The organism is Paraburkholderia aromaticivorans (assembly GCF_012689525.1).
In the GTDB taxonomy this organism is placed as follows: Bacteria; Pseudomonadota; Gammaproteobacteria; order Burkholderiales; family Burkholderiaceae; genus Paraburkholderia; species Paraburkholderia aromaticivorans_A.
Genome location: NZ_CP051515.1, coordinates 709,376 through 734,992, shown reverse-complemented (window position 1 = coordinate 734,992; position 25,617 = coordinate 709,376). Strand labels below are relative to the sequence as shown.

Here is a 25,617-nt window from a genome sequence, read left to right as displayed (position 1 = left end):
GTAATGAACCTGACGAAAGGGATCGAAGTGAAAAGATTTGATTGTCGAAGTTGAATCTAAGGCGGGCGCGTATTTGCAAAGAAAAAAACGCTGACGGAGCAGCCTTATGCTTGACCAGGTGCGCGACAGCGCGAACGACACGCTTTACCGGCAGCAGGTGTCGTTGATACTGGACCGGCGATTGCGGCTGAATACCGGGGACATGTTTGCGAGTGCTGCTATCGGGTCGATCCGACCGCGCCATGATTCGGCATTGGTGCGGGCCTCGGGCCCGCGATGGCCCACTCGCTCATGGACGAGCACGATGGCGAATTCGGTGCGACGGGCGATTTCGGTGTGCGCACGGCGTTTGTGCTGACATTCTGACGCACGCCTGCGCAAGCGGCTGACGCGAAGAGCTGACGAACTCCGTCGCATTGCCTCGGATGGACATGGCAGGTTCGCCTGCCACGCCAGCGACGGTGCCGTGCTCAAGGGCGACCATTACGAACCTGAATAGGTGCTGCAGAAACTGACTGGCCCAACGCAGTGCGGATTGCCGTCAGGCATCGGGAGTCCGTGCGGCGCGCCGCCCGATTCATGCGATCCCGCCGGCACGCCGCCTTCGCCGCTCTGCGCCGGTTGTGTCGCGGCGTTGGCCTTCACCATGTGGGCGAAACTCGGATGAACTTCCGGATAGGACGACTCAGTAACGTAGTGCAAGCCATTGGCCAGCGCCTCGATGAGTTGCTGCCTCACCTCGGCACGTGTCAAGCCCTGAGCCTGAGCAGCGGAAGTAACAAGTACGGCCGAAGCCAGGGCGAGTGTGATGATCGAATTCATATGCGATTCCGTGACTGTCGAATAATGTCGCGCATGCGCGCGGGTTGGTGCGAGAGACAACGATGAGAGGAACACGAGCGCCTGCCGATTACTTGAAGTAGCGTTCGGATTCGGCAAACAGTGCCTTATTGCGCTCGATAGTCCGTCTGCTCGGCGGATAGTCGGCTTCCGTCGTCGCTATGAGACCGTCCCTATATGCCTGAATGAGCTCCTGGCGAACTTCGGCGCGTGTTTTCCCCTGACGCGCCGGTTTGACCGCCGGTGCCGCACCCGACGACATAGTTGTTTCCGGTGCGCCGCCATAACCTTCGACGGGGACATACCTTGGAGACGCCTGCCCTGCGTCTGCGAGTGCCAGCGGGGATAAAAAAACGCTAAACAGGCCAATAACAAGTACTTTTCGAAACTCCATCTGAACCTCCTTTCAACCCGGTGTCGTTATTAACTTGACTCCAGTTTGGCTCGCGGAGGGAGCGTCAGCATGATTGCAACATGATGTTTTTGTCAGGAGGGCCGCACAGTCATACGCGCGTCACACTTTGTTGCTTGCGTTGCCAATGGCTTGTGCGTCAGCAGGCGCTCGCCGATGCAGCGTTTGATGCGCGAGATGTGTGCTTCGAAGGGACAGGGAGAAGTGGAGCGCTCCATCGCCTGCCCGGGTGGAGTGCAATTAGAATCTGTGGCGCAAGCCGACCGTTGCGGCAAACTGATTGTCCGTGGTCGACGGCGAAAGCATGTTGATCGCTGCCACGTTGGCGATGGGGATACCGTTCGCGTTGTAACCGAGCGATCCCGAAGCGTGCTGGTAGACGCCCGCCACGTACACGTCGGTACGCCTGCCGAGCGAGTAGTCAGCGCCAACAAGGAACGTGTGCCACGTCGGCGAGTTATCGCCGTTACCTGTGCCCGTCACCGTACCGTCGGTGAATGTGTACGAGCCGACCAACGCGAGAGCAGGCGTCATATTGTAGGCGCCGTTGATTTCGTAGTTGTCCAGGTGCAGGTTCAGACCGTTGAGCCCCGGCAGGGCACCACCCCCGCTCGCAAGACTTGCGAGGCCGTCGATCTGCGAGTGCGACCACACGAAGCCAGCTCGCGCCGGGCCGTACGCGTAGTTCGCGCCGACACCATAGGTGCGCTGCAGACGTGCCGAGATATTCCCGTCGGCCGAGGCCGCGCTATTCGCTGCACCAAGGCTGCCCGAGTGGTTCGTCTGCAAGTAGCCCGCTGCGACGTTGAACGGACCGTTTCCGTACGTCGCGCCGGCGCTCCATGCGCGACAGGCCGACCCAGGCCTGACGGTTGAGGAAATCGCCATTGCGAATGCGGCCGCTGTTGATAGCGAAACCGCTTTCCAGCTTGAAAATCGCCTTCAGCCCGCCGCCGAGATCTTCGACGCCGTGCAAACCGAAATAGTTGTACGAAAGCGCACCGCTGCCCAACTGCCACACACTATTCCCGCCGGCGTTGTTCGCGTAGATCATGCCGGCGTCAAGGGGGCCGTAGAGGGTCATGCTGGACTGCGCGTGTGTGCTCATGGCAAATGCACCGAGAATGCCTGCAAGGACAAGGTTTTTCGTCATGTACTTTCGCGAGCAGGAACTGGCCCGGGCATGACGCGGCACCCGATCGACGATGCCAAAATATGCCGTCCTTTCGGGAGCCGGTTCTCGAGCAAATAGGCCTATCGGATCGGATAAAGTGGCGATCCAAATCAAACCGATGCCTGGTGATGAGCAACAGTAAAAGATGCCTCGTTCGAGCAGCAACTGCTCGATCTCGCGGAGGCTCCGGTCGAACCGGAAATACGAGCGAACCGCGCAGCTGATGACGAAAGCCGGCAAGCGATGGCCGTGATAAGCGATTTCGTCTTCTTCATCGCTTCATTCCAGATCGACTCGCGCACGCACCACGACTTGAAATGGGCTGCCACGATCGGCCATCACGGCGCCATCAGCCGTCCCGCGTTACCCTTGGTTTGAACCTCGCCCTATAACAGTGGCGAGCTCATGGACACCGCTGGGCCCAATGTCTGGAATGCCGTCCTGTTCAATCAATAAGGCTTACTTATTTATAAAAGACATCTCGTCCCAATGTGACAAAAACATCATGCAGGCGGCCACGATTGACGCCTCGCCGATGCCGCCTGTTCTGACATTTTTCTCATGTTTCGATCGCGATGGCACACCGCCTGAGATTCATACTAGTCTCGCGAATCGCCGAACGGCGGTCGTCACAAAGGAGATTTCAATATGAATACCGCAAGACTCTTCATTCTCTGCGCCGCTGCCATTTCTACGATCGGTGTGGCCTCACAAGTTGCGCAGGCACAAGGCAAATCTCGCGCGGAGGTGAAACAGGAATTGGTTCAAGCACAACACGATGGCGTGATTCCAACCACCAGGACACGATACCCGGCAGACGCCAGCACGATTGCCCGCAACAAGCAGCTACACGCAATTTCTTCGCATGGCGGCGAAATGGCACCTCCAATGGACCGGCATGACAGCCTCACGGCAAAGTAATGGCACGTGCCGCCGGCGGCAATATCCCCGGCAGTATGCATGTACCGTCTCAAGACGCTCACCGGCAATCGCTTATGGGCGGCCTCGGGCGCGAGCCCAGGCGCCTCCGTGCCGCAGTCGAACACGCCGAAGTTCAGCCGATCACCGTGACCGCCGCGCCGCATCTGACGCGCAACATGCTGACGACCAGCGTCACCGTCTGCCAGCCCGGCACCAGCCATTGCGCGACGATCGACAATGTCCAGGTCGACACCGGTTCGCACGGGCTTAGGATTCTCGCGTCCGCGCTACCGGCGGGCTTCACGCTCGCGTCAGTCGCGTCAGTCGCGTCAGACAGCGGGATCGCCGGCGAATGCGCGGTATTCGGCGGCGGCTACACCTGGGGCGCGGTGCGCAGCGCGGACGTCCGCATGGCCGGCCAGTTGGCCGCGTCGATCCCGATCCAGACGATCGCCGACCCGGCGGTGCCCACCGTGCCCGCCGACTGCGCGGGATCCGGCCGCGCCATGCAGACGGTGGCCGGCTTGCGCTCGAACGGTATTCTCGGCGTGGGCCTGTTCGCGGCCGACTGCGGCAGCGGCTGCGTCAGTGCCGCGCTGCCACGCTGGTATTACAGTTGCAACGCTAGCGGCGTCTGCCTCGCCAGCAAGCAAGCCCTTGCGCAGCAGGTGACCAATCCGGTCAGCCGCTTTGCGCTGGACGACAACGGCGTGGTGATCGACCTGCCGGCCATCGCGGACGCCGGCGCGGCCAGCGTATCGGGTTCGATGATCTTCGGCATCGGCACCCAGGCCAACAACATGCTGAACGGCGCCCGCGTCCTCAAGGCGAATTCCGTGACGGGCTACGTCGTCACCACGAGCGGCGGGCAGACTTATTCGCGGAGCTATGTCGACAGCGGTTCGAACGGGCTGTTCTTCCGCACGACTCAGTTCCCGCAGTGCGGCCCCTGGTACTGCCCGACGTCGATTCAGGCCGCGAACGCCGCGATCACCGGCACGGACGGCACGTCGAACACGGTCTCGTTTGCAATCGGCAATTCGAACGCGCTGTTCACGTCGTCGAACAACGCCTTCAACAATCTGGCCGGCGTGACTAGCAGCGGCTTCGGCTGGGGCTTGCCGTTCTTCTTCGGACGACGCGTCTATACAGCGATCGCCTCGCGCGAAACATCGGCGGGCCCGGGGCCTTACTACGCTTTCTGAACGGACGATTGAGACAATCCACATGATCCGGAAACGACAGTTGAAGAACGACGACGTCACGCGAACAGATGCTGCTCAACTTTATTCTCTGGTGGTGCAGGAATCCTTACCATAAAAGATTTTCCCCGTCCATTTTGTCGCAACACAACCCAATCAGGCGCTCATCGCTCTTGCCAGACGACGCTGCGACGTGCTGTTCGCCATGCTGCGGACGGTCTCCTAGCCACGCGTCGCGTTGTTCTGAGGTCAGAGCTGGGATTTCATCTTCAGGATGCCTAGTTTCGATCAAGAATGAGGGGATTAAGTTGCATACCTAACGGTTGGGCGCACCGAGCTCGCGCTCCGCCCCGACACTGCGTGCCGGGTTACTCAGAGCCCGCGCTCGAACTGTACGAGTCTGTGCTGTAGCGCGAGCATCGGTAGCAGCGTTAGCTCCAACCGCTTATCGGCCTTCTGGCTCCGCCTCCGCAGCCAGGGCCGCGTGAACTGACGGACGTTCGCCTATGCGGTGCATGAAATGATTCAGCCGGGGCGCCAAATTCCTGCCTGCCATCGCAGCCATAGCCAAGGTAGGTGACAGGCCAAAATTTCGTTAGGAGCGTGGGCAGCGCTCAACGGATTGCGCGAAGGCCGGATTCATCGCAGCGATCGCAAGTACGGCTGCAAGGTTGCGGGTGAGCATGGTGAGGCGACGTATTGACGAGGTGCGACCGATGCTGCGGCCCTGCCGCCATGCCAACATGGCGGAAGAATGAGATTTCTGTCGTCTTCGGCGGTAGCGCGGATGAGGTCGGTGGCACAACGGGGCGTCGCGGCGAAAAATGCCGGGCCTTGTCATAATGATTGCCCCACCCAAACCCAGCCCATACCACGGAGCCCCAATGAATCATCCCACCGCGCAGCCCTCCACCGCCGCCGTTCGCCGCGTCGCCTTTCTCGGCCTCGGTGTGATGGGCTATCCCATGGCCGGCCATCTCGCGAAAGCGGGTCTCGACGTGACCGTGTACAACCGGACCGCGTCGAAAGCGCAGCAGTGGGTGTCGGAGTATGGCGGCCGGGCCGCGAACACGCCGCGTGAGGCGGCAAACGGTGCCGACCTGATTCTCGCCTGCGTCGGCAACGACGACGATTTGCGCAGCATTACGCTCGGCGATGACGGCGCGTTTGCGGGCATGGCGTCCAATACCGCATTCGTCGATCACACGACAGCGTCGGCGAACGTCGCGCGCGAACTCGCGGAAATCGCTGGTCAGAAAGATCTGCATTTCATCGACGCGCCCGTGTCGGGCGGCCAGTCCGGCGCGCAGAACGGCAAGTTGACGATCATGTGCGGCGGCGAGCCCGCCGTCTTCGAGCAGGCGTCACCAGTCCTCGCGCACTACGCGGCGGCCGTCACGCTGATCGGGGCCGTGGGCGCCGGCCAACTGGCGAAGATGGTCAACCAGATCGCCATCGCCGGCATGGTGCAGGGACTGTCTGAGGCGATCAACTTCGGCCAGCTTGCGGGTCTCGACATGCCGCTAGTGCTGGAAGTGATCGGCAAAGGCGCGGCGGCGAGTTGGCAGATGGACAATCGCGGCAAAACCATGATCGACGGCAAGTTCGATTACGGCTTTGCTGTCGACTGGATGCGCAAGGACCTCGGCTTCTGCCTGGACGAAGCGAAGCGCAATGGCGCGTCCTTGCCGGTGACGGCGCTCGTCGATCAATTCTATGCGGACGTGCAGGCGCTCGGCGGCAATCGGTTCGACACGTCAAGCCTGATCTGGCGCTTACGCGCACTCAAGCCAGCCGCCAAATGAAAGCGGCGGGCGCTGCCCATGCGCCCGCCTTGCGTGAATTGCGTGAATTGCGTGAATTGCGTGAATTGCGTGAATTGCGTGAATTGCGAGACCTCCGTAACTTGCGCCACTCTCGTCACTCACGCCACTCGTCTCACTTGCGCCAACGCAACGGCCGGCGCAAGTGATGGCGCTCCAGCCTCACACCCGCGCCTGCGTGCAGGAAAGACGGCATGCCGCCCAACTCCACGCCCTCGGCGCGCTCGCGCTCCTCATCGGCCTCGACGGTCTTGCTGGTGTCGATGAAGAGTGCGGCCAGGATACCGACCGCGAGCAGGCCCGCGGAGATATTGAACGGCACGTTGTAGCTGCCGGTCTTCTCGATCAGATAGCCAAACACCACCGGCGATATCATCCCCGCCACGCCGAAGCCCGTGTTCATCATGCCGCCGGCGGTGCCCGCATACTTGCCGGCGATGTCGAGCGGCAACGTCCACAACACCGGGTTCGTAATTTCGAGGAAGAAGAACGAAGCCGACAGGAACCACACGGCCGTGAGCGGATCGGTGGCGGACACCATCGGCAGCAGAAACACCAGCGAGCCTCCCATGCCCACCACCAGCACCGCGCAGCGCGCGAAGCGCAAGCGGCCCGTGATCTTGTAGAGCTTGTCCGAGACGACGCCGCCGAGCGTGTCGCCGACCACGCCAGCCAGCAGCGGCAGTGCGGTGAAGAGCGCCAGTTGCTTGAGATCGAATCCACGCGACTCGCGCAGATAGGACGGCAGCCAGGTCAGATAGACCCACAACAGCCAGCCATAGCAGAAGTCGACAAACGTGACGAGCCACATGCGGCGCACGAGTTTGCGCCACGGCGTAGCCGCATGTTTGGCGCGATCGCAATCGCCGGCGCGGTAGCCGATTTCCGCGGTTTCCTCGGGCGTGATGCGCCGGTTCTGTTCCGGCGAATTCGTGAATACGAACAGGTAGAGCACGGTCCACGCGAGGCTCGCGATGCCGAGCAGAATGAACGCGTCGCGCCAGCCGCCGGTCGCCACCACGGCCAGCACGAGCGGCGGCGTGATCGCGCCGCCCAGACGCGCGAAGCTGTGCGTGATGCCTTGCGCGAAACCGCGCTCGGCCACCGGCATCCAGTAGGTGAAGGCGCGCGTCGCGGTAGGAAACGCGCCGCCTTCGCCGATGCCGAGCGCGAAGCGCATCACAACCAGCATGGTGACGCTGCCCGCGAAACCGGTGGCGAGCGTGGCCACGCCCCAGATCAGCGACAGCACGGTGAGCACCAGTTTCGGCCCGTACTTGTCGGCGAGCCAGCCGCCGATGACCTGCATGGCCGCATACGGATAAGCGAAGGCCGAGAACACCAGGCCGAGCTGAACGGTCGTGAGTCCCATTTCGTGACGAATCAACGGACCGGCCACCGCAATGTTCACGCGATCGATGTACGAAATGAAGTACATCAGGCACATGACCGCCAGGATGATATGGCGTGTCTTGACACGCCGGATACGCGTTTCCATGCTGTCTCCTTTCTATTGTATGTATCGATCTCTAATGCGTCTCGACGATGGCCGCGAGCGGCCGTCCGACTTACCGCACTGCGACTGCCGATGTGTCTCCGCCCGCGCCCTGCCCGCTCGCGGGCGGCGCCGCGTCAGCTGGGCACCAGCTTGAGCCGCTGCACTTTCCCGGAAGGTCCGCGCGGCAGTTCATCGACGAAGCGAAACTCTTTCGGCGTCTTGTAGCGCCCGAGTTCGCGCACGCAGTGCTCGCGCAGATCCGCCGGGTCGGGCGCGCTGCGTCCGTCGCTCGTGCGCGGCACCACGAAGGCGACGATCTCCTGGCCGTATGCCGGATCGGGCACGCCGACAGCCGCAGCATCCAGCACACCGGGATGACGCAACAACGCCTCGTCGATTTCGCGCGGCGCAATGTTTTCGCCGCCCTTGATGATCAGTTCCTTGGCGCGGCCGTTGATGTAGAAGTAGCCGTCCGCGTCGCGATAACCGAGGTCGCCGGTGCGCAGCCAGCCGTCCGGCGTAAAGGCAGCGGCCGTTTCTTCGGGCCGCTTGTAATAGCCGCCCATCACCTGCTCGCCGCGCAACACCAGCTCGCCGCATTCGTTGGCGGCGCATTCGCGCCCTTCTCGATCGATCACTCTCGCTTCGCCACCCGAAGGCAGGCCGATGCTGCCGACCCGCCGCCGGTCCATTTCATACGGATTACTGAAGATTGGCGCGGCGGTTTCCGTCATGCCCATGGTTTCGATCACGCCGATCCCGAACCGCGCCTCGAACGCGCGATGATGATCGACGGGCAATGCGGCCGACGCGCTGCGGCAAAACTTCAGCGCCGACAGATCGTAAGTGCACGCTTCGTCGGCGTTGAGCAGATAGGCGACGATCGTCGGCACCACGTTGATCCACGTGCAGGCATGCAGCGCGACGTCGCGCCAGAACGTGCGGGCGGAGAAGCGCGACGTCATGACCGCCGATCCGCCATGAAACAGCGGCGCGAGCAGCGTCACGACCAGACCGTTGATGTGATAAAGCGGCAACGACGCGAGCACGCGATCGTCCGACGTCAGCCGGTGTTCGGCGCTGATGTTGCGTGCGTTCGCCACCAGGTTGCGATGCGTCAGCAGGACGCCTTTGGGCGTGCCTGTGGTGCCTGAGGTGTACATCAGCAACGCGACATCGTCTGCTGTGGGCTCATGTGACGTTGCGGCGTCTACTGTGTGCCGAGGCGTGCTGCGCGTCGCGAACGCTGGCGCGGCAGCAGCGCTCGCGCCATGGGCTGCGGCTTCGGCCATAGCCGGCTCGCGCTTTACGAGCGAAGGCGGTTCGGCGTCGTCCGGTTCGGTTTGGATCAGCGCGATCTCACGCGTCAGCCCAGCCGCGCGCAATTCGGCCACGGCTGTGCCGATCACAGCCTGCGTGTCACTCGCGGCGAAGATCATCCGCGTATCGGAATGATCGACGATATAGCGCACCTGTGAGGGCTGGCACAAGAGATTGAGCGGATTGGCGACAAGCCCGCTGTACATGGCCGCGAGCAGTAGACGGGCCGTCTGAATGCCGTTGCCCATGAACACCGAAATGACGTCGCCCGGCTGCAGACCGGCGTCCCTGAAGCGTGCCTCCAGCACGCGGCAGTCGTCGCGCAATTCGCGAAACGTCAGGACGGTCGCGCGCCGATCAGGGACCGGTGTTTCATCGTCGTCGAGCGCGGCGAGCAGGAAGGGCTTGTCCGGATGCTGCGCGGCGCGCTCGTCGATCAGCGCGCGAAGGGTAGCGGGCGTGTTCATCGGCCGTACCTCGCGAAGAAATCGCCGAGTAGTTCGTCCGTTTCCGGCACGCGTTCCTCGATCGGATAGGCGACCCGCGTGGTGTTCAGATAGTGGCGAAAGCCCAGATTGCCCGAGAAGTTGTTGCGGCCCCACGTGCCACAGCCCATCGACAGCGAGAACGGCAAGCCGTTATCGAAGTTGCCGCCGGTGGCGAGGCAATGCGCCTGATTCACGATCACGCGCGCGACGGGCAATGTCACGCCGAGGTGGACCGCTTGCGCGGCATCGGTCGAATGCAGTCCGACCGAATGGCCCGCGCCCATGTATGCGTAGATGCCGCGCACCACGTCGGCTGCGCCATCGAAGTCGGCGGCGCGATACACGGCGAGGACCGGCGCGAGTTTCTCGCCGGAGAACGGATAGTCGCTGCCCGCGCCGCTCTCTTCCACCATCAGGAAGGCGGGATGACGCGCGGCCACCTCCTCCAAACCCGCCACGCGCGCGATCACCTCGGCTGATTTGGCGGTGCACTGTTCGGACAGCTTGCCGTTGATCCACATCACCGCCTGCAAGCGGGCCTTCTGTCCGGCATCGAGGAGTACGCCGCCGCACGCGGCGAGTTCGGCCAGCATCGGCTGATAGACGGCGTCTTCGATCACGACGCTGTTTTCGGACGAGCAGCTCGTCGCGTTGTCGAAGGTTTTCGAGCGCAGGATCTTGCGCGCCGCATCATGCAGATCGGCGGACGCCGTGACGATCGAAGCGACATTGCCCGCGCCCACGCCGAACGCGGGCGTTCCGCTCGCATACGCCATGCGCACGTTCGCCTGCGAGCCGGTGGCGACGACCAGATCGCACTGCCGCATCAGCGCAGCGGTCGCCGCCTTGCTGATCGGCGCGGGCAACATCTGCACGAGGTCTGGATCGATGCCCGCCTTGGCGAATTGCGCGTGAATGAACTCGATCAACAACGCGCAAGACGAGTAACCTTTGGGGGACGGCGCGACGATTACTGCATTGCCGCATTTGAGCGCGTTGATGATCTTGTTGGCCGGTGTCGCCGCCGGATTGGTCGACGGCGTGATCGCCGCCACCACGCCGACAGCGCGCGCGATCTCGACGAGGCCGTTTGCCCTGTCCTCCGCGATCACGCCGCTGGTCTTTTGCCCGTGCAGGTCGCGCAGCAGGCCGAGCGTTTTGCGATAGTTCTTGCGGAACTTGTCGTCGGCGTCGCCGAGGCCCGTATCGTGCACGGCGCGTTCCGCCAGTTGCCGGTTGCGCTCGGGCTCCATGATGGCCCACGCGGCGGCGTCGGCGGCAGTATCGAGCGCCTGTTGTCCTGCATGCTCGAAAGCGCGCTGCGCCGCGCGCGCCTTCGCAACGAGCGTGGCAACGATGCGCTCGGCTTCGCCGTTTGCATGGTGGCCCGCGATTTCGGCTCCTGTGGCCCTGACGTTCATATGGGTTCGCTCCGCGTGAATAGATTGATTGCAGTGCTATCAATCTAGCCAGCCGGGCCTCAAGCGAAGTCCCGTTTTTCGAGCTATCCATTGCAGTGCGTTCGCCAGCATCGGAAAACGCAAAATTCGGTACTTTCCATAGTCCCGAAAAGCAATGAAGTCGATGCAAAATCAACGCTGTGAATACGCTTTCGAGGGAGTGGGATGTCGACGTCAAACCAGTCGAATGCAGCTGCAGTGCGCGCGTTTCGCGTGCTCGAAACGCTTGCCGAAGCGGGCAGCCCGCTTTCAATGACGGAACTCGTGAATGCGCTCGGCCTGCCCAAGCAGACCGTCCACCGCATCCTCGTGCAATTGATGGATGCGTGGCTCGTCACGCGCGGCGCGGGCGATCGTCTTTACGAATGTTCGCCACGCGTGCGCATGCTCGCGGTCAATGTGTTGATGCATGCGGGACCGGCTGCCGCGCGTCACGTGCTGCTCGAACAACTGGTGGCGAAAATCGGCGAGACCTGCAATCTGACCATGCTCTCCGGCAACGATATCGTCTACGTGGACCGCGTCGAAACCGAATGGCCGCTGCGCATGCATTTGCAGCCCGGTTCACATGTGCCGCTGCACTGCTCGGCGAGCGGCAAGCTTCTGCTGAGTTTTCTGCCGAAGGACAGACGCGAACGCGTGATCGAGACGCTGCCGCTGCGCGGTTATTCGGAACGGACGATCACCGATCGCGATGCATTGCGCAAGGAATTGACCACCACGCGACGGCGGTTGCTCGCAATCAACAACCAGGAACATCTGCAAGGGCTGATCGCGATTGCCGTGCCGGTGATGCTGGATCGCAATCGCGCCTGCGCGGCCATTGCCGTGCAGGCGCCGGTGGGACGGGTCACGCTCGACGATCTGCTCGCCTTTGTGCCTGATTTGCGCCACGCGGCGGAAGAGACCGCGAAGACGTTTCGGGAATGACACGGCGTGAAGCCACGGTAGCGTAGCAGCGTACGTGTCAGTGCGGTTTTCGCGGCGGCGCGCTGTGCGACACGCGCCGCGCTTCTGCGATCCCAAGCACGTTGCAGAGTCACGACCGCGCGTGCACCACCGCATCGAACGCACCCGCCCGCTTCCTCTCGATCGCGCGCACCGACAGCGCCGATATCAAAGCCGAGAACAGCACATACGCGCACACGGTCCATGGCTTACCGCCGTTCAGCCGCATCAGGATCGTCGCGATGATCGGCGTGAGCCCGCTCGCGAAGATACCCGAGAACTGATACACGAACGAGATACCCGTATAACGCACTTCGGCATCGAACAGTTCGGCAAACAATGCCGCCTCAGGGCCGTACACCATGGCGTAGAAAATGCCGAAGGGCACCACGATGGCCGCCCAGATCAACAGCGTGTTGGCCGGCTGCATTTCGATGAGCCAGAAAGCCGGAAACACCGACACGCCGCAAATCAGCGAGCCCCAGAAATACACCCGCGCGCGGCCGAGCTTATCGGACATGCCGCCGAACAGCGGGATGAAAAAACACATCACGGCGGCCGCAATCATCACGCCGAGCAAGGCGTCGGTGCGGCTCATCGAGACATGCTGCGTAAGGTAGCCGATCGAGAACACGGCGAAGATATTGAAGAACACGCCGTCGATATAGCGCGCGCCCATGCCGAGCACCACGGCGCCGCGATAGCGCGTGATCATGTCGACGAACGGAATCTTCGCTTCGCGCCGATTGCGTTTGAGCGCGAGGAATTCGGGCGTTTCCATCACTTTGGCTCGAATATACAGGCCGATCAGAACGAGACCGAGCGATGCGCCGAACGCGATCCGCCAGCCCCACGACAGGAAGGCCGTTTCGGGCAATAAGCGGGAGAGCGCGGCGACCATCCCCGATGCGAGACAGAGTCCGATCGACAAACCGATCTGCGGCAGGCTCGCGTACAAGCCACGCTTTTCGGGTGGCGCGTATTCATAGGCCATCAGCACCGCGCCGCCCCATTCGCCGCCGAGCCCGATGCCTTGCAGCACGCGCAGCGACAACAACAGAATCGGCGCCCAGATGCCGATCTGCGCGTAAGTGGGAACGAACGCGACGCCCGCCGTCGATATCCCCATGATGATGAGCGTCAGAATCAACGCGGACTTACGGCCCATACGATCCCCGAAATGACCGAATATCACGCCGCCGAGCGGCCGCGTCACGAAACCCACCGCAAAAGTCGAATAGGCGAGCAGCGTCGACACGAGCGGATCGCTGGCGGGGAAATAGAGCTTGTTGAATACGATGCCGGCGACCACTCCGTAAAGAAAAAAGTCATACCATTCGACGGTTGCGCCGATCACGCTGGCGAACGCAACGCGACGGATAGCGCGGGGATCGATTGCCATAGCAGCAGCTCCTCAATAGACGGCCATGCCGCGCGTATCGACACGCGTGCCTGGCCGATAACCCCAGTTGTCTCCTCCGGGGCGGTTTATGTGCAGACCTCGGGCCGGTCATTGACTAATGGCCCACGGCTGCGTATTGCGGCGGACATCGCCCGCCGTCGTTTTGCACCTGCTACTTCAGTTGCTACTTTAAGCGGCCACTTTTGCCGCGGGCGTCGTCGCCACGCCTCGATCGACGCCGCTTGCGTCGTGCAGAATCATGTCGGACGCTTTTTCAGCCACCATCACGATTGGCACATTCGTATTGCCCGAGACGAGCGTCGGCATGATCGAGCAATCGACCACGCGCAGCCCCTGCGTGCCGTACACGCGCAAACGTTCATCGACCACCGCGAGCGGATCGCCCGCCGCTCCCATCTTTGCTGTACCAGATGGATGGAAAATTGTCTGTCCGTACTCCCGGCAGAAATCCAGCAGTTCGTCGTCGGTCTGCGCATCCGCGCCGGGCCGCACCTCGCGTTTCATCAGCCCTGCCATCGGCTCGGCCGCCGCGACTCGGCGCGCGAAACGCACGCCGGCGATAGTCGTGCGCCGGTCCAGATCGGTGTCCAGATAATTCGGCTGAATGGACGGCGCCTCACGCGGATCGGCGCTGCGAATGCGCACCGCGCCGCGCGATTCGGGGCGCAACTGACAGATCGAGTAAGTACAGCCGGGAAAATCGTGCACATTGCCGCCGGCGGAGTCCGCCGACAACGTCGAGAAATGGAACTGGATATCCGGTGTCGCCGATTCTTCAGGCAACGCCCGACAGAACATGCCGCCCTGGTTGATGCCGACCGCGAGCGGACCGCTGCGCATCAGCGCCCATTGCAGGCCCATCTTCGCGCGCCCCGTCCACGAACGCAGTTGATCGTTGGTCGTGATTGGTTTCGCCACTTCATAGATCAGACGGATTTGCAGATGGTCCTGCAAGTTCTCGCCGACGCCCGCGCGATTGGCGACCACGGGAATGCCGAACTCGCCCAGCAGCGCGGCTGGTCCCACGCCGGATAGTTGCAGCAATTGCGGCGACTGCAGCGCGCCGGCGGTCAGGATCACTTCGCGATTGGCGCGTACTTCCCGCAACGCACCGTGCTGCCGGTACTGCACGCCACAGGCACGGGTACCTTCGAAGAGAATCTTCGACGCCATCGCGTCGGTTTCCACATGCAGGTTCTGGCGCTGCCGTGCGGGCTTCAGATAAGCAACGGCCGTCGAGCAGCGAAACCCGCGGCGAGTGGTCAACTGATAGTAGCCGACGCCCTCCTGATCGCCCGTATTGAAGTCGTCGATGCTTGCCACGCCTAACGAATTCGAGGCCGCAATAAACGCGTCGACCAGTTCGTGACGCTGCTTGATCGTCGAGGCCCACAGCGGCCCGTCGACACCGCGCGTCGGACCTTCGCCCAGCTCGTTGTGTTCCAGCCTTTTGAAATACGGCAGGCAGTCCTGCCAGCTCCAGCCGCGATTGCCAAGGCGGCCCCAGTGGTCGTAATCGTCCTTCTGTCCGCGTACATAGATCAGACCGTTGATCGAACTGCTGCCGCCCAGCGTGCGGCCGCGCGGCCAATAGAGCCGGCGGTTGTGCATGTTCGGATCGGGATCGGTATAGAAGCCCCAGTTGTAGACCGGGTGAAACATCGTCTTGCCATAGCCGATGGGGATATGAATCCACATGAAGCGATCGGCGGGGCCGGCTTCGAGTAGACATACCGAGTAGCGGCCGCCTTCGGAAAGCCGGTTGGCTAGCACACAACCCGCGGATCCCGCGCCGACGACGACGAAGTCGAATCGGTCTGCCATGTGACCTGTCTCCTGCATGTTTTATAAAAAACGGTATGTTTCGTTGAAATTTATGGTCATCCCGTTTCCTCTTCAAGAAATTCCCGCTACTATCGGCTCATCTGAAACAGAAACAGCGTTTTTTGTTTCACTTTTAGAAATGACCGGCCGGCCCGCGCAACGTACGCGGACGCTGGACAGCTACTGATCGACAGCCAGGAAGCGTATGCAAGCACTCTGCTCGTCCCCACGCGGTGAACCTCTCGCCGAGGATTCACGGGCTCTGCGCGCATTGGCCGTGCTCGAACAGCTCGCGGCCGCGGGACAGCCGTTTTCGCTTTCGCAACTGTCGCTGCGCCTGCACATTCCCAAAGCCACGCTGATGCGGCTGATCGAATCGCTCGAAGCGCAGGGCTACGTGACGCATCTGCCCGATTCGCGCGGCACGGACCGTGGCATCACGCTGGGTCCGAAAGCGGCGCAACTCGCGCTCACCACGCTATCCAACAACACGTTCGGGCGAGCCTGCCGTTCGCTGCTGCGCTCGCTGGTGGATGCGCTCGGCGAAACCTGCAACCTCACCGCGCTGGACCACGACACCGTCCTCTATCTGGAGCGCGTGGAGACCACTGAACCGCTGCGCCTGCATCTGCAGCCCGGCACGCGCGTGCCCTTGCACTGCACGGCGAGCGGCAAGCTGTTCCTCTCGCAGATGCCACCGGCCGAGCGCCGTCCCGTGCTCGCACGGCTGACGCTGGAGCGCAGAACACAAGCCACGCTGACGGAGCTGAATCTGCTCGAAGCGGAACTCGACCGGCTCGCCGTGCGCGGGATCGGCATCGACAACGAGGAGCTGGTGCGCGGCATGGTGGCAGTTGCGGTGCCGGTGCGCGATGCCGGCGACGGGCACGTGCTGGCCGCGCTGGCGATTCATGCGCCGACCGCGCGAGCAAGCCTGAACGACCTGCTGAAGGCCGTGCCGAAACTCAAGGACGCGGCGCAGAAGCTCGCTCCGCTGTTATCCGCCGGCCCTTCCACGGAGCATCCGTACCATGAGCGTTGAGGCCTTTCCCATGAGCGATCCGTTAGACACGGCGGAGTCTCCAGCCGGCGGCGCCAAGGCCGGGCGGCCCAAAGCGGAGTTGTACAATGACGCCGATCCATTTTCCGGAACAGCAGGCATGACCAAAGCGGATACTCCGACGCTGCGCGCGTTTGCGTTGCTCGAACACCTCGTCAACTCGGACGGCCCGGTGTCGCTTGCCGATATCGCGCAGGACGTCGCGCTGCCCAAGGCGTCGCTGCATCGCATGCTGGCTTCGTTGGAGGCAGGCGGACTTGTGATTCGCGAGCCCGGCCAGAAGAACGCGTATGTGATCGGGCCGCGGCTCGCACAGCTCGCGTTGGGCGTGGTGATGCATTCCGGCGCGCGGCGCCTGCGTCATGCGATCCTCGCGCGTCTGGTGGCCGATCTCGGCGAGACCTGCAATCTGACCATGCTGCACGAAACCGAGGTGCTGTACCTCGACCGCATGGAAGCGCCGTGGCCGTTACGCCTCGATCTCAAACCCGGTTCGCACGTCCCCGCATATTGCAGCGCGAGCGGCAAGCTGCTGCTGTCCATGCTGCCGCGCGAACAGCGCTCGGCGCTGGTGCGCGCGCTGAAGCTCGAACGCTTCACGCAGAACACCATCACCGATCCGGAACTGCTCGAGGCGGAACTCGACCGGACCGCGCACAAGCGCATTGCGATCGATAACGAGGAGTTTCTGGCTGGGATCGTGTGCGTAGCGGCGCCCGTTGTCGATGCCAACGGCGCCTGTATTGCAGCGATTGCCGTGCATGCGCCGGTTTCGCGCGCGCCGCTGTCGCGCGCGCTCGAATTCGTGCCGCGTCTTCAGGAAGCCGCCAAGGAACTCGCGGCAACCTTCTGACGCCTAGCGCTCTTCACGCGCGTGTTTGACGACAGGCGCGGTTAAAGCGCGGGCTTCTGCTTGCGCACGAGTTCGGCCAGCAGGCGCACGCCGGCGTCGATCTTGTCGAGCTTGATCGCCGAGAAGCCCATGCGAAAGCAGTTCTTCTGCTCCAACCCGTCCATGAAGAACACGCCGCCCAGTTCGATCAGAATGCCTTGCTGTTCGGCGTCGTCAGCAAGACGCACGGCGTCGAGCCAGGGCGGGCCTTCCACCCAGCACGAAGCCCCGCCTGTAATCGGGATGTGACGCGCTTCGGGCATGTGCGTATCGAGCGCCGCCATCAACGCCAGCGCGCGCTCACGATACGCGTGGGCCAGCCGGCGCAGCAGCGCGTCGTGATGGCCGAGCGAGAGAAACGTCGCGAACGCACGCTGAATGTACGCCGCCGGATGCCGCACCATGAGCCGGCGCAACGCGCGCAATTCCTGCACCAGTTCGCGCGGACCCACGATATAGCCGAGCCGCAAGCCGGGCGCGAACGTCTTCGACAGACTGCCGATGTAGATCACGCGGTCGGCCTTGTCGAGACTCTTGAGCGCCGGATGCGGCAGGCCCGAGAAGTTGTTTTCGCTTTCGTAGTCGTCTTCGATCAGCACGAAGTCGTGCTTCTGCGCGAGTTCCAGTAATGCATGCCGGCGTTCGATCGGCATGGTCGCCGTGGTCGGGCATTGATGGCTCGGCGTCACGTACACGTAGTCGCATTGGGCGAACAGATGCGCGTCTTCGACGGGGCGCACGCCGCCCTCGTCGACCGGCAGCGGCACCAGTTGCGCATTGCGGTTCTCGAAGATATTGCGCGCGTCCGGATAGCCGGGATTTTCGAAGCCCACCGTGGTGCGCTCGCGCGCGAGCAGATCGGCGATCAGATATAACGCCTGCTGACAGCCGATCGTGATGACGATCTCGTCCGGCATCGCAAACACGCCGCGCCGCGGCAGCACGCGCGTGCGGATCTGCTGGATCAGCGTGTCGTCGTCGCGGCCGATCAGATCCGGTGCCCAGTTGCGAATCTCCATCACCGACAGCGCCTTCATACAGCATTCGCGCCAGTCGTTGATCGGAAAAAGCGACTGGTCGAACTGTCCGTAGATAAATGGATATTCGTAGTCCTGCCAGTTGCCCGGCTTGACGATGTTGCGCTGCGCGGACGGCCGCCGTTGCACACGCTGGGCCCAATCGGGGCGCGCGGGGGCTGTGTCGAGCTCGTGGGCGGGCAGCGTCTGCGCCGGCTTGAAGCCGTGGCGTCCCTCCAGCATCGCCGGATTGACGAAGTGGCCGCTGCGCTCGCGTGAAATCAGATAGCCCTCCTCCACGAGTTGCTGGTACGCCAGCACGACCGTATTTCTCGCGACGCTCAGTTGATCGGCCAGTTCCCGGCTGGACGGCAACGCGGTCTGCGGCGGCAGTTGGCCGTCCAGAATCGCGGCCACCAGCATCTGGCGGATCTGCCCTTGCAGGCTCATGTTCGAGTCGCTCGGACGCTGAAAACGCTGCGTCCAAAGGGCCGTCGCTGTACGGCTAGACATGCTTCCTCCTGAAAGTGAAAGAGCCGCGCCAGTCACGCCAACGCTGCACGTGACGGCCCTCTGCCGCATGAGCGGCGATGGCGCGGGCCGGCCAGAGCAGTTCGGCGCGCCGATGTGGACTCAACGATCGGCGCCGTCTGGCACTAACTTGCTCCATTTTTTACTGACGATACTCGACTCACCCCGTCCAGTGCGATTGGGACAAGCACCCGTCGTGGCCACACGACTTCCGTGCTCCATAAACAGCCGCAGTTCAAACCCGCTGTCCGAACCTATTGTGAGACCTATTATGAAACGCCATAAAAACTCGACATTACGGCCGTGGTTCCAATGGACGGCGCGCTGCGTTCTGTCGCTGGTTTTCGCTGCCACGGCGTGTTTCGTAGCGACGCCCGGCCACGCGGAAGACAAGGAAATCACGATCGCCTATCAGCAGATCGTCGATCCGTGGGTGGTCGGCATCGCGAACGGGTCGATCGAAAAGGCCACCGGCTACAAGATCAACTGGCGGCAGTTCGAGTCCGGCGCCAAAGTGGCGACCGCGTTGGCATCCGGCGACGTCAAGGTCGGCGTGATCGGTTCGAGCCCGCTCGCCGCCGCCGTGAGCCAGGGCCTCGATCTGCAGCTCTTCTGGATTCTCGACAACATCAACCAGGCCGAAGCGATGGTGGTGCGCAACGGCTCCGGCATCGCGAAGCCGGCGGACCTGAAGGGCAAGACCATCGGCGTGCCGTTCGTTTCGACGACCCACTATCACACGATGTTCGCGCTGCAGCACTGGGGCATCAATCCGTCTGACCTGAAGATCCTCAACATGCAGCCCAATCAGATCGTCGCGGCCTGGTCGCGCGGCGACATCGACGCCGCCTACGTGTGGGATCCCGCGCTCGCCGAGCTGAAGAAAAGCGGCAAGGTGCTGATCACGTCGGGCGACCTCTCGAAACTCGGCAAACCGACCTTCGACGGCATTGCGGTCGATCGCAAATGGGGCGAGGAACACAAGGACTTCATGGCCAAACTCGTCAAGGCGATCGCCGACGCCGACCAGCAATACCGCAGCAATCCGTCGCAATGGAACGCGACGTCGCCGCAAGCCGCCGCCATCGCGAAGATGATCGGCGGCTCGCCGGCGGACGTGCCGGCGTCGCTGTCGCTCTACGCCTTCCCCACGCTCGATGAGCAGGCGTCCGCGCAATGGCTGGGCGGCGGCACGACGAGCCGCGCCGCGCTCGCGCTGAAGGACACCTCGGAGTTCCTGAAGAGCCAGAAGCAGATCAGCGCCGTCTTGCCCGACTACTCGAAATTCGTGACGCCGGCTTATGCCGAAGCCGCCGCGAAACTCAAATGACGTAACCGTGATCCTTGGGATCGGGAGGCAACATGGAAAACATGACTGTCAGAAACGTGAGCGTGGTGTTTCCGGGGCAGCGTCCCGGGCAGACCGTGCAGGCGCTCGACGATATCAACCTGACGATCCGCTCGGGTGACTTCGTAGTCGCGCTGGGCGCGTCCGGCTGCGGCAAGACCACGCTGTTATCGCTGATGGCCGGCTTCATCGCGCCGAGCCGCGGCGAGTTGCTGCTCGGCGGCGAACCTATTGCGGGGCCGGGCGCGGATCGCGGCGTGGTGTTCCAGAAGCATGCGCTGTTGCCGTGGCTCAACGTGATCGACAACGCGGAATTCGGCCTCAAGCTACAAGGCGTGCCGCGCGCGCAACGGCGGGACATTGCTGTGCGCAACCTCGCGCTGGTCGGCCTGCAGGACTTCCACAAGCACATGATCTATCAGCTCTCGGGCGGCATGCAGCAGCGCGTCGGCATTGCCCGCGCGCTCACCTGCGATCCGGCGATGCTGTTGATGGACGAGCCGATGGCCGCGCTCGACGCGCTCACTCGCGAGACCATTCAGGAGCTTCTGCTCGACGTGTGGAAGAAGACCAACAAGATGTTTTTCTTCATCACGCACAGCGTCGAAGAGGCGCTGTTCCTTGCGAGCCGGCTGATCGTGATGTCGCCGCGTCCCGGCCGCATCACGCATACCTACGAACTGGACTTCAATCGCCGCTTTCTCGAAACGCGCGACGCACGGGCGATCAAATCGAGTCCCGATTTCATCGCGATGCGCGAGCGTGTCCTCAACATCATTTACGGCGACGAGAAGTTGCACGGCGCCGAGGCGGGAGTCGCTCATGTTTAGTTCAAAATCCGCTCATGCCGTGTTGCACGGCGAGGCCGCACCCATGGAGACGAACACGCCGATCCGACCACCCCGCAGACCGGGGCGCGGTCCTCGTATGCTCGCGAAGAAACCCGCCCGGCCCGGCGACACGTTCGGCGTGCCGGGGCAAGGCAGCAGTGTCGTCACCAGCCTGATCACCGTCGCCGCGTTCATCGCACTCTGGTTCGCGGCGACCAATCTGCACTGGATCAAGCCGCTGTTCCTGCCGTCGCCGCAGGCCGTCTACGCGAAGTTCATCTATGTCGCAACGGAAGGCTTTGCCAATTCGACGCTCGCCCAGCACACCGGCATCAGCTTGCTGCGGGTGTTTGGTGCGTTCGCGCTTGCCTGTCTGACGGCGATTCCCGTCGGCGTGATGATGGGCGTGTCGCGCTTCGCGCGCGGCGCATTCGATCCGCCGATCGAGTTCTACCGGCCGTTGCCGCCGCTCGCCTATTTGCCGCTCATCATCATCTGGTTCGGCATCGGCGAATTCTCGAAGGTGCTGCTGATCTATCTGGCGATCTTCGCGCCGCTCGCGATTGCGGCGCGCGCGGGCGTGCGGTCGGTGTCGATCGAACAGATTCACGCCGCGTATTCGATGGGCGCTTCGCGTACGCAGGTGGTGCTGTACGTGATCCTGAAGTCGGCGATGCCGGAGATCTTTACCGGCATGCGGATCGGCATCGGCGTGGGCTGGACCACGCTGGTGGCCGCTGAAATGGTCGCTTCGTCCAGCGGCCTCGGCTTCATGGTGCTCAACGCGGCGGAATTTCTGGCGAGCGATGTGGTGATCATGGGGATCATCGTGATCGGGTTCTTTGCGCTCTGCTTTGATTTGCTGATGCGTTATATCGAGCGGGTGTTGGTGCCCTGGAAAGGCAAAGTCTGACAAGGCGTCGCCGTACTTCGCTGACAAGGGCCCTTCTTCGGGCCCTTTCTTGTTTTGCCTCACGTAGACACGATGCTGGACTCAGCGACTCCCCCAAGCTGGCTCTACCCCGTTGCCGTGCCCACCGGCAATATCAACCTCAACGGTAAGACATTTACCTTCCACGATCGTCAATCCAGTCAGGGGGCCGCGTGAACGCCATCGTTAAACCGAAGCTATCTATTGAGGGTCGGCACGAGGCCATGCGCATCGGCGGCGAAAGGGTCACGCGCGCCGAAGTCATAGAGGTATTCAACCCTTACACGTGCGAACGGGTCGGCACCGTTCCGAAAGCCACCGTGGACGACGTGCGCCACGCTTTCGAGTATGCGCACGCCTATCGCGCCAAACTCACACGCTATGAGCGCGCGCAGATCCTGCGCCGCGCGGCGGATATCGTGCGCGAACGGACCGGCGAAATCGCCGATCTGATCACCGCTGAGTCCGGCCTCTGCAAAAAGGATTCGTTATACGAAGCGGGCCGCGTCAGCGATGTACTGATCTTCGGCGCCAATGAAGCGCTGAAGGACGACGGCCAGATCTTCTCCTGCGATCTGACGCCGCACGGCAAACAGCGCCGCGTCTATACGCAGCGCGAGCCGCTGCTCGGCGTGATCTGTGCGATCACGCCGTTCAATCATCCGATGAACCAGGTGGCGCACAAGATCGTGCCGTCCATCGCGACCAATAACCGGATCGTCGTCAAGCCGTCAGAAAAGGTGCCGCTGTCCACCTGCCTGCTCGCCGACATTCTCTACAGCGCCGGCCTGCCGCAACAGATGCTTCAGGTGGTGACGGGCGACCCGAAAGACATCGCCGACGAACTCATCACGAACCGGCACGTCGACCTGATTACGTTCACGGGCGGGGTCGCGATCGGCAAAAGCATCGCGAACAAAATGGGTTATCGGCGCGCGGTGCTCGAACTGGGCGGCAACGATCCGATCATCGTGATGGAAGACGCGGACCTCGACGAAGCGAGCACGCTGGCCGTTTCCGGTTCGTACAAAAACTCCGGGCAGCGCTGCACCGCCGTCAAGCGGATGCTCGTGCATGAAGCGGTAGCGGACCGCTTCGTCGAATTGCTGGTGGAAAAGACCCGCGCAATACGCTACGGCGACCCGGCCGATCCCGCCACCGACATGGGCACCGTGATCGACGAAGACGCCGCGAAGTTCTTCGAAGCTCAAGTCAACGACGCCGTGAGCCGCGGCGCGAAACTGCTGATCGGCAACGTGCGTCGCGGCGCGCTCTATTCGCCGACCGTGGTCGATCACGTCACGCCGGATATGCCGCTTGTTCGATACGAAACCTTCGGGCCGGTTTCGCCGGTCATCCGTTTTCGCGACATCGACGAAGCGATCCGTATCTCCAACTCCACCGACTACGGCCTGTCTTCTTCCGTCTGCACGAATCGGCTCGACTACATCACGCGGTTTATCGCGGAGCTGGAGGTCGGCAGCGTGAACGTGCGCGAGGTGCCGGGCTACCGGCTCGAACTGACGCCGTTCGGCGGCATCAAGGATTCGGGGCTCGGCTACAAGGAAGGCGTTCAGGAAGCGATCAAGAGCTTTACCAACGTGAAAACGTACTCGCTGCCGTGGCAGTGAGGCCGGAGCAGCGGCCGTCGCTGCCACGGCGCAAACCGCCCCCATGAAGCAATACATTTTTTTGATACAAAACGTTCCATTTATTTGAATTTTGGTTGACGCGCTGAAACTGCTGGCCTACATTTCAGACACCAAGCATTTTTCGGTATTTTTTGTTCCACTTATCTCAAAGAGCTGGAGACACCCCATGAGCGAGCAGAATCCTTCCCCGCGTGACGCTACCGCCGACAACCGTGCCAGTGGCCCGCAGGCCATGACGCCGTCGGAAGCGTTTGTCGAAACCCTGGCGGCCAACGGCGTGACCGATATGTTCGGCATCATGGGCTCCGCCTTCATGGACGCCATGGACATCTTCGCGCCCGCCGGCATCCGCCTGATTCCGGTGGTGCACGAGCAAGGCGCCGGCCACATGGCCGACGGTTATTCGCGCGTCTCGGGACGTCACGGCGTGGTGATCGGCCAGAACGGCCCGGGCATCAGCAACTGCGTCACCGCCATTGCGGCGGCCTACTGGGCGCACAGCCCGGTCGTGATCGTCACGCCGGAGGCCGGCACCATGGGCATCGGTCTGGGCGGCTTCCAGGAAGCCAAACAACTGCCCATGTTCCAGGAGTTCACCAAGTATCAAGGCCACGTCACCCATCCGGCCCGCATGGCGGAATTCACGGGCCGCTGCTTCGACCGCGCGATGGCGGAAATGGGACCGACCCAACTCAACATCCCGCGCGATTACTTCTATGGTCAGGTCAAGGTAGAAATTCCCCAGCCGCAGCGTCTCGATCGCGGCGCGGGCGGTGAGCAACGCCTGAACGAAGCGGCTGAACTGCTGGCGCAAGCCAAATTCCCGGTGATCATTTCCGGCGGCGGCGTGGTGATGGCCGATGCGATCGAAGAGTGCAAGGCGCTCGCCGAGCGTCTGAACGCGCCGGTGGTCAACAGCTATCTGCACAACGATTCTTTCCCCGCCAACCATCCGCTGTGGTGCGGCCCGCTCGGCTATCAGGGCTCGAAGGCGGCGATGAAACTGCTGTCGCGCGCCGACGTCGTGATCGCGCTCGGCTCGCGCCTCGGACCGTTCGGCACGCTGCCGCAGCACGGCATGGACTACTGGCCGGCCAACGCGAAGATCATCCAGATCGATGCCGATCACAAGATGCTCGGCCTGGTGAAGAAGATCTCGGTGGGCATCTGCGGCGACGCGAAAGCCGCCGCCGTCGCGCTGACCGAGCGCCTTGCGGGACGCAAGATTGCCTGCGACGCCACGCGCGAAGAGCGCGGCGCTCAGACCGCGTCGGAGAAAGCCGCGTGGGAGAAAGAGCTCGACGACTGGACCCACGAACGCGACGCCTACAGCCTCGACATGATCGAAGAGCAGAAGCAGGAGCGCACGCCCGGCGGCGGCACTTATCTGCATCCGCGGCAGGTGCTGCGCGAGTTGGAAAAGGCCATGCCTGAAGACGTGATGGTCTCGACCGATATCGGCAACATCAACTCGGTGGCCAACAGCTATCTGCGCTTCAACAAACCGCGCAGCTTCTTTGCGGCGATGAGCTGGGGCAATTGCGGCTACGCGTTTCCGACCATCATCGGCGCGAAGGTTGCCGCGCCGCACCGTCCGGCCGTGTCGTATGCGGGCGATGGCGCATGGGGCATGAGCCTGATGGAAACCATGACGTGCGTGCGCCACAACATTCCGGTGACGGCGGTGGTGTTCCATAACCGCCAGTGGGGCGCGGAGAAGAAAAACCAGGTGGACTTCTACAACCGCCGCTTCGTCGCCGGTGAACTCGACAACCAGAGCTTCGCGGCGATTGCCCGCGCGATGGGCGCCGAAGGCATCGTGGTGGATCGTCTCGAAGATGTGGGCCCGGCGCTCAAGCGCGCGATCGACGCGCAAATGAATCACGGCAAGACCACCATCATCGAGATCATGTGTACGCGTGAACTGGGCGATCCGTTCCGCCGCGACGCGCTCGCCAAGCCGGTGCGCATGCTCGACAAGTACAAGGACTACGTCTGAGCGTTTTGGGCGCACGCGGCCTCCG

At 62.6% G+C, this 25,617-nt stretch carries 19 protein-coding genes and 2 pseudogenes; 11 read left to right on the top strand and 10 right to left on the bottom strand.

Annotated features, from left to right (window positions below; translation table 11 throughout):
- Positions 1-483: 483 nt before the first annotated feature.
- The 4 genes and pseudogenes from HF916_RS15165 to HF916_RS52045 all read right to left on the bottom strand — a co-directional run.
- Positions 484-822 carry a DUF4148 domain-containing protein gene (locus HF916_RS15165; RefSeq protein WP_168789727.1) on the bottom strand — a complete coding sequence of 113 codons (339 nt, stop codon included), beginning with the start codon at positions 820-822 and terminating at the stop codon, positions 484-486.
- Positions 823-910: 88 nt separating this feature from the next.
- Positions 911-1,234, bottom strand: a complete 324-nt coding sequence (locus HF916_RS15160; RefSeq protein WP_168789726.1) for a DUF4148 domain-containing protein — start codon at positions 1,232-1,234, stop codon at positions 911-913.
- A 258-nt stretch (positions 1,235-1,492) separates the two neighbouring features.
- Positions 1,493-2,140, bottom strand: a complete 648-nt coding sequence (locus HF916_RS15155; protein ID WP_431311424.1) for a porin — start codon at positions 2,138-2,140, stop codon at positions 1,493-1,495.
- Between the two features lie 84 nt (positions 2,141-2,224).
- Positions 2,225-2,336: pseudogene (locus tag HF916_RS52045) on the bottom strand (hypothetical protein); the annotation flags it as partial.
- 738 nt (positions 2,337-3,074) lie between these two features.
- Here HF916_RS52045 and HF916_RS15145 point away from each other — a divergent pair.
- From HF916_RS15145 to HF916_RS15135, 3 genes and pseudogenes are all read left to right on the top strand, one after another.
- On the top strand, positions 3,075-3,347 hold the full coding sequence (locus HF916_RS15145) for a DUF4148 domain-containing protein (protein ID WP_168789725.1): 273 nt from the start codon (positions 3,075-3,077) through the stop codon (positions 3,345-3,347).
- 39 nt (positions 3,348-3,386) lie between these two features.
- Positions 3,387-4,552 (top strand): annotated as a pseudogene (locus HF916_RS15140) (DUF3443 domain-containing protein).
- An 881-nt stretch (positions 4,553-5,433) separates the two neighbouring features.
- Positions 5,434-6,354, top strand: a complete 921-nt coding sequence (locus tag HF916_RS15135) for an NAD(P)-dependent oxidoreductase (RefSeq protein ID WP_168789724.1) — start codon at positions 5,434-5,436, stop codon at positions 6,352-6,354.
- Positions 6,355-6,487: 133 nt separating this feature from the next.
- Here HF916_RS15135 and HF916_RS15130 read toward each other — a convergent pair whose 3' ends face one another.
- The 3 genes from HF916_RS15130 to sauS all read right to left on the bottom strand — a co-directional run bounded on the left by HF916_RS15130 (position 6,488) and on the right by sauS (position 11,099).
- The gene (locus HF916_RS15130) at positions 6,488-7,870 is read right to left on the bottom strand and encodes an MFS transporter (RefSeq protein WP_168789723.1); all 1,383 of its coding nucleotides are present in this window, start codon (positions 7,868-7,870) and stop codon (positions 6,488-6,490) included.
- A 134-nt stretch (positions 7,871-8,004) separates the two neighbouring features.
- Positions 8,005-9,657: an AMP-binding protein gene (locus HF916_RS15125; protein ID WP_168789722.1), complete on the bottom strand. Its 1,653-nt coding sequence runs from the start codon at positions 9,655-9,657 to the stop codon at positions 8,005-8,007.
- Positions 9,654-11,099, bottom strand: a complete 1,446-nt coding sequence (sauS, locus tag HF916_RS15120) for an acylating sulfoacetaldehyde dehydrogenase (protein ID WP_168789721.1) — start codon at positions 11,097-11,099, stop codon at positions 9,654-9,656. The genes HF916_RS15125 and sauS overlap by 4 nt, the downstream gene beginning before the upstream one ends.
- A 204-nt stretch (positions 11,100-11,303) precedes the next feature.
- Between sauS and HF916_RS15115 the strand changes: the two genes are divergently transcribed.
- Complete coding sequence (locus tag HF916_RS15115) at positions 11,304-12,068, top strand: IclR family transcriptional regulator (RefSeq protein ID WP_168789720.1); 765 nt, start codon at positions 11,304-11,306, stop codon at positions 12,066-12,068.
- Between the two features lie 109 nt (positions 12,069-12,177).
- Here the strand turns inward: HF916_RS15115 and HF916_RS15110 are convergent, their stop codons facing one another.
- Both HF916_RS15110 and HF916_RS15105 read right to left on the bottom strand, forming a co-directional pair.
- Complete coding sequence (locus HF916_RS15110; protein WP_168789719.1) at positions 12,178-13,488, bottom strand: MFS transporter; 1,311 nt, start codon at positions 13,486-13,488, stop codon at positions 12,178-12,180.
- A 189-nt stretch (positions 13,489-13,677) separates the two neighbouring features.
- Positions 13,678-15,333 carry a GMC family oxidoreductase gene (locus HF916_RS15105; RefSeq protein WP_168789718.1) on the bottom strand — a complete coding sequence of 552 codons (1,656 nt, stop codon included), beginning with the start codon at positions 15,331-15,333 and terminating at the stop codon, positions 13,678-13,680.
- A 205-nt stretch (positions 15,334-15,538) separates the two neighbouring features.
- On the opposite strand from HF916_RS15105, the gene HF916_RS15100 reads away from it, so the two are divergent.
- Together HF916_RS15100 and HF916_RS15095 are read left to right on the top strand one after the other, a co-directional pair.
- Complete coding sequence (locus tag HF916_RS15100) at positions 15,539-16,375, top strand: IclR family transcriptional regulator (RefSeq protein ID WP_168789717.1); 837 nt, start codon at positions 15,539-15,541, stop codon at positions 16,373-16,375.
- A 118-nt stretch (positions 16,376-16,493) separates the two neighbouring features.
- Positions 16,494-17,246: an IclR family transcriptional regulator gene (locus HF916_RS15095; RefSeq protein WP_168792022.1), complete on the top strand. Its 753-nt coding sequence runs from the start codon at positions 16,494-16,496 to the stop codon at positions 17,244-17,246.
- 41 nt (positions 17,247-17,287) lie between these two features.
- On the opposite strand, the gene HF916_RS15090 is transcribed toward HF916_RS15095, so the two are convergent.
- Positions 17,288-18,814 (bottom strand): PLP-dependent aminotransferase family protein, encoded by a 1,527-nt coding sequence (locus tag HF916_RS15090; protein WP_168789716.1) that lies wholly within the window; start codon positions 18,812-18,814, stop codon positions 17,288-17,290.
- 289 nt (positions 18,815-19,103) lie between these two features.
- Here HF916_RS15090 and tauA point away from each other — a divergent pair, with 289 nt between their 5' ends.
- The 5 genes from tauA (at position 19,104) to xsc (ending at position 25,592) form a co-directional block, all read left to right on the top strand.
- Positions 19,104-20,162 carry a taurine ABC transporter substrate-binding protein gene (gene tauA / locus HF916_RS15085; RefSeq protein WP_168789715.1) on the top strand — a complete coding sequence of 353 codons (1,059 nt, stop codon included), beginning with the start codon at positions 19,104-19,106 and terminating at the stop codon, positions 20,160-20,162.
- 32 nt (positions 20,163-20,194) lie between these two features.
- Positions 20,195-21,010, top strand: a complete 816-nt coding sequence (locus HF916_RS15080) for a taurine ABC transporter ATP-binding protein (protein ID WP_168789714.1) — start codon at positions 20,195-20,197, stop codon at positions 21,008-21,010.
- Positions 21,003-21,923, top strand: a complete 921-nt coding sequence (locus HF916_RS15075) for an ABC transporter permease subunit (RefSeq protein ID WP_168789713.1) — start codon at positions 21,003-21,005, stop codon at positions 21,921-21,923. Before HF916_RS15080 ends, HF916_RS15075 begins: the two co-directional genes overlap by 8 nt.
- Positions 21,924-22,165: 242 nt before the next feature.
- Positions 22,166-23,572, top strand: coding sequence for a phosphonoacetaldehyde dehydrogenase (phnY, locus tag HF916_RS15070; RefSeq protein ID WP_168792021.1), 1,407 nt, complete (start codon positions 22,166-22,168; stop codon positions 23,570-23,572).
- Between the two features lie 187 nt (positions 23,573-23,759).
- Positions 23,760-25,592, top strand: a complete 1,833-nt coding sequence (gene xsc / locus HF916_RS15065; protein WP_206001890.1) for a sulfoacetaldehyde acetyltransferase — start codon at positions 23,760-23,762, stop codon at positions 25,590-25,592.
- Positions 25,593-25,617: the final 25 nt, after the last annotated feature.

Excerpts from the sequence above, each read along its gene's own strand:
- xsc (WP_206001890.1), top strand. The coding sequence starts at position 23,760 with ATGAGCGAGCAGAATCCTTCCCCGCGTGACGCTACCGCCGACAACCGT.
- HF916_RS15155 (WP_431311424.1), bottom strand. The coding sequence starts at position 2,140 with ATGGCGATTTCCTCAACCGTCAGGCCTGGGTCGGCCTGTCGCGCATGG.
- HF916_RS15100 (WP_168789717.1), top strand. The coding sequence starts at position 15,539 with ATGCAAGCACTCTGCTCGTCCCCACGCGGTGAACCTCTCGCCGAGGAT.
- HF916_RS15105 (WP_168789718.1), bottom strand. The coding sequence starts at position 15,333 with ATGGCAGACCGATTCGACTTCGTCGTCGTCGGCGCGGGATCCGCGGGT.
- HF916_RS15145 (WP_168789725.1), top strand. The coding sequence starts at position 3,075 with ATGAATACCGCAAGACTCTTCATTCTCTGCGCCGCTGCCATTTCTACG.
- sauS (WP_168789721.1), bottom strand. The coding sequence starts at position 11,099 with ATGAACGTCAGGGCCACAGGAGCCGAAATCGCGGGCCACCATGCAAAC.
- HF916_RS15110 (WP_168789719.1), bottom strand. The coding sequence starts at position 13,488 with ATGGCAATCGATCCCCGCGCTATCCGTCGCGTTGCGTTCGCCAGCGTG.
- HF916_RS15160 (WP_168789726.1), bottom strand. The coding sequence starts at position 1,234 with ATGGAGTTTCGAAAAGTACTTGTTATTGGCCTGTTTAGCGTTTTTTTA.
- HF916_RS15080 (WP_168789714.1), top strand. The coding sequence starts at position 20,195 with ATGGAAAACATGACTGTCAGAAACGTGAGCGTGGTGTTTCCGGGGCAG.
- HF916_RS15075 (WP_168789713.1), top strand. The coding sequence starts at position 21,003 with ATGTTTAGTTCAAAATCCGCTCATGCCGTGTTGCACGGCGAGGCCGCA.
- HF916_RS15125 (WP_168789722.1), bottom strand. The coding sequence starts at position 9,657 with ATGAACACGCCCGCTACCCTTCGCGCGCTGATCGACGAGCGCGCCGCG.
- tauA (WP_168789715.1), top strand. The coding sequence starts at position 19,104 with ATGAAACGCCATAAAAACTCGACATTACGGCCGTGGTTCCAATGGACG.
- HF916_RS15095 (WP_168792022.1), top strand. The coding sequence starts at position 16,494 with ATGACCAAAGCGGATACTCCGACGCTGCGCGCGTTTGCGTTGCTCGAA.
- HF916_RS15165 (WP_168789727.1), bottom strand. The coding sequence starts at position 822 with ATGAATTCGATCATCACACTCGCCCTGGCTTCGGCCGTACTTGTTACT.
- phnY (WP_168792021.1), top strand. The coding sequence starts at position 22,166 with ATGCGCATCGGCGGCGAAAGGGTCACGCGCGCCGAAGTCATAGAGGTA.
- HF916_RS15135 (WP_168789724.1), top strand. The coding sequence starts at position 5,434 with ATGAATCATCCCACCGCGCAGCCCTCCACCGCCGCCGTTCGCCGCGTC.
- HF916_RS15115 (WP_168789720.1), top strand. The coding sequence starts at position 11,304 with ATGTCGACGTCAAACCAGTCGAATGCAGCTGCAGTGCGCGCGTTTCGC.
- HF916_RS15130 (WP_168789723.1), bottom strand. The coding sequence starts at position 7,870 with ATGGAAACGCGTATCCGGCGTGTCAAGACACGCCATATCATCCTGGCG.
- HF916_RS15090 (WP_168789716.1), bottom strand. The coding sequence starts at position 18,814 with ATGTCTAGCCGTACAGCGACGGCCCTTTGGACGCAGCGTTTTCAGCGT.